Origin of the sequence: Microcoleus sp. B9-D4, from assembly GCF_036705105.1 — a bacterium.
Taxonomy (GTDB): Bacteria; Cyanobacteriota; Cyanobacteriia; order Cyanobacteriales; family Microcoleaceae; genus Microcoleus.
On the sequence record NZ_JAUBTS010000142.1, the window covers coordinates 1 to 3,202 of the forward strand.

Annotated in this window: 4 protein-coding genes; all 4 read left to right on the plus strand. The window is 39.2% G+C overall.

Annotated elements, in window-relative coordinates; genetic code table 11:
• The first annotated feature begins 342 nt into the window (after positions 1 to 342).
• Complete coding sequence (locus QUB24_RS33030) at positions 343 to 714, plus strand: hypothetical protein (protein WP_333157787.1); 372 nt, start codon at positions 343 to 345, stop codon at positions 712 to 714.
• A 66-nt stretch (positions 715 to 780) separates the two neighbouring features.
• Positions 781 to 1,233 (plus strand): winged helix-turn-helix domain-containing protein, encoded by a 453-nt coding sequence (locus QUB24_RS33035; RefSeq protein ID WP_333157788.1) that lies wholly within the window; start codon positions 781 to 783, stop codon positions 1,231 to 1,233.
• Between the two features lie 81 nt (positions 1,234 to 1,314).
• Entirely contained in the window at positions 1,315 to 1,851 is a 537-nt protein-coding gene (locus tag QUB24_RS33040; RefSeq protein WP_333157790.1) for a transposase, read from the plus strand.
• A gap of 96 nt (positions 1,852 to 1,947) precedes the next feature.
• On the plus strand, positions 1,948 to 2,304 hold the full coding sequence (locus tag QUB24_RS33045) for a hypothetical protein (RefSeq protein WP_333157791.1): 357 nt from the start codon (positions 1,948 to 1,950) through the stop codon (positions 2,302 to 2,304).
• Positions 2,305 to 3,202 lie beyond the last annotated feature (898 nt).

Below are 3,202 nucleotides of genomic sequence, written 5' to 3' on the forward strand. Positions count from 1 at the left end.
GAAAGCCAAGGGCAAGAAATCAGCGACAACACTCGCAGATATTGAGGCAATTTTGGAGATGATTGAAGGGTAAACCCTTAAAACGGGGCTTTATTTCGGTTCCTAGCAAAACAGAGTAAATGAGAGTATCTGTGTGTATTTCTGAGGATAGCCGCCAATAATAGGCGGCTACTTGTAAAAAAGGACTGAATATGACCAATTTTGCGACTTGACGCGAACCACAAAATACTGCGATCGTCTTAGATGTAAGGAAGATTTCGGCGCAGCCAGCAAGGTTTCTGACACCGAGCTAACTGCGACTTCCCCAACCGTTACGTAACAACGATTCAGGGCATATTTATTATGACTGTTCAAAACGCCTGCGGCAATCCACAGCCGCAATTCTTAACGCGCGAATCGCTTTTTACTTCACGCGCGGCGCGTATCCATACATTCAACGGCATCAGCCACGATAAGGCGTTTGAGATACTTTACGACGCAACGGTAGCCCGACAACTCGAAAAGTCTCACGAGCCAATACCTACACACCAGTGGGGTGAATATTTCAAGCTACCTGTAATGTCGGTGGATGATGTGGCGGGTTATTACGGCTTAAAAGCAAAAAAAATCAAAGCTGTAATTGGTGCAGTTCCCAGTCATTTAGGAGAATTATTCGAGAGCGGTTTGTTGGTATTACGCGACAAGGCCCTAGAGGATGCTTGTGAGCAACTATAGCAATCCTAAATCATTATCAAAACTATGATACAATTATATCCACTACTTGATTGTGACCATAAAAAAATGAATAACTTACAACTGCAACAAAAAGATAGGGAAAAAGAAATAGCTTTTTTAGACTCTTTCATTAAAAGCGATATCGATGCCAGAGAACTAAAACGAGCAATAGCTGTAAGGATGGCGCTCTCAGGTAATATATACCATGAGATCGGCAAAAATTTAGGTGTAAGTAAGTTTTTTATTGGTTATTGGAAAAAACAATTTAAAACCAAAGGCATCGCCGGAATCAAACTAGGACATAAAGGATCAAAAGGGTATTTAACACCTCTACAAAATACTGAAGTAATCGAGTGGTTAAAAAATAAAGAATATTGGAATTTAGATGAGCTGGTTACTTATTTAGAGCGAGAATTTGGTGTGATATATAAATCAAAACAAAGTTACTATGAACTTTTCGACCGGGCGAAAATTAGTTGGAAAAAAACTCAAAAAACCAATCCTAAATTTGATAAATAACTGGTAAAAAAAAAGACGGAAGAAATTAACGATATTTTATTTAAAAACAAGGCTGGTATAGAGTCTGGGGAAATAATAGTATTGTTTTTAGATGAATGTCATCTACTTCATGGTGATCTAACTGGTTATGTTTGGGGTCAATCTAAAATCAGAATTGAAGTCCCAATTACCAATGAAAAAGATAGACAAACTTATTTTGGCGCCCTCAATTATCAAAGCAAAGAATTCCATATTCAGAGCCATCCATCTGGTGATGGAAAATCAACAGTTACATTCATAAAATACTTACAAGATCAATATAAAAATCGCAAGATTATCTTGATTTGGGATGGAGCTAGTTATCATAAATATGGAGAATTTAGAGACTTTTTATTAGAACTAAATGGTGACAAACAACCTGAGAATTGGTCAATTACTTGTATTTTATTTGCTCCCAATGCTCCCCAACAGAATCCAGTTGAAGATATTTGGTTACAAGCTAAAAACTTTTTAAGAAAGTATTGGTATTTATGTAGATCTTTTAAGATTGTCAAATTTTTGTTTGAGTTTTTTACCAACCAACATAAATTTGATTTTCCCAAAATAGGTCAATATACTTACACAGAGAAAATCATTTAGTATAGCTCTAGATAGAGAAAATCATTTAGGATTGCTATAGATATATCCTCAACCCCAAGCGAACTCATTTTGCTACCGCCGCAAGCGGTTTTAAAAATGTGCCTGTTCTTACCTGCTACGCCTACCGTAGTAGCAACCGTTGACGCACTTTGGAGCTACGCGGTAAGTGAAGAGTTGAGTGAATCTTCGCCTGCTGACTGGGAAAAAACCTGCTGTCATTACCGTGCGATTCACTGCGATCGAATAAGCGATCGAGAATTGACTGAGTGCTTGGGGGAGGCAAAAGAACTCAATTTGTATCCCTATGTTCAACATTTTGGACAAAAAGACTGCCTCAAAACTTGGTCGAATCTGTTGGCTTATGAAGGGGACTTTCCGCCACCGCGGGGCGATTTTTACATAAAAAAGCACACTTGGGCTGACAGAATATCCGATGTTTGTTTGCGCGAGTAATTGCCGCGCTTCAGTCCTGTAAGTAATAAAAAGCCTAGGTTTAGTTGCCTAGGTTTTTTTAGTTTGAGTATTTTTACTTTGACCTCGAAATACTTGAGCCTTACACTTCCTTTTCTAGTCTTTTTTTCACCTTAGCCGCCTATTATTGGCGGCTATCCTCAGAAATACAAGCAAATACTCTCATTTATAGAGAATCACATTCTTCTTGACCAACGGGATGGGCTTGTTAAGAAGGGGTAGCTTTGAGGCATATTATTTTCTTTTACTTTTTGGTAGAACCCTATTAGGGTTAGGAATATTTTTTCGTACTAATGCCCCAAGCATCCCATTAGTTACACGCAAGGTAGTCGTATACAGGGAACCTACCTAAATTACACTTCTTTTTATTTTCTAGAGACCCAATAGGTTTCTTGTGTAATTTTGTCCACTAATAAGCCATCTGGATAAGTTAAATTGTGATTGCAGTTAAGCGGAATAGACGACTGACAGATGGCAGAACAGCCTATGCCCCCACCGTTCACGCAGCAATAAATTTTTCGAGGTTCTATCTAGGGTTTTGCCCGGTGTAATAACCGGGGTTTTTAGTGAGTAGGCGGCTATTTTCATTCTTAGGCGGCTACAATAGGCGGCTAAACTAAAAAATGAAGGCAGACACTAGGTGACACTACCCTACTTTCATTCACGCTATACACACAGCTCGATTGAAAGTTTCCTGTTGCCGTGCCTACCGACCGCCAATAAAAAACCGCCCTTTTTAGGGGGCGGTCGGTAGGGTGAGGGGTTAGACTTCTACAATCCTTGTCTTTTCACTTACTCCCAAATAGGGCTTACTGAATAAGTTAGGAAAAATTGCGATCGCACTTGATGGGCAATTCAAGCTCGGCGACACATAACTTTT

What these genes read in the sequence shown, in the direction of transcription:
- QUB24_RS33030 (WP_333157787.1), top strand. Translation starts at nt 343, where the DNA reads ATGACTGTTCAAAACGCCTGCGGCAATCCACAGCCGCAATTCTTAACG.
- QUB24_RS33035 (WP_333157788.1), top strand. Translation starts at nt 781, where the DNA reads ATGAATAACTTACAACTGCAACAAAAAGATAGGGAAAAAGAAATAGCT.
- QUB24_RS33045 (WP_333157791.1), top strand. Translation starts at nt 1,948, where the DNA reads ATGTGCCTGTTCTTACCTGCTACGCCTACCGTAGTAGCAACCGTTGAC.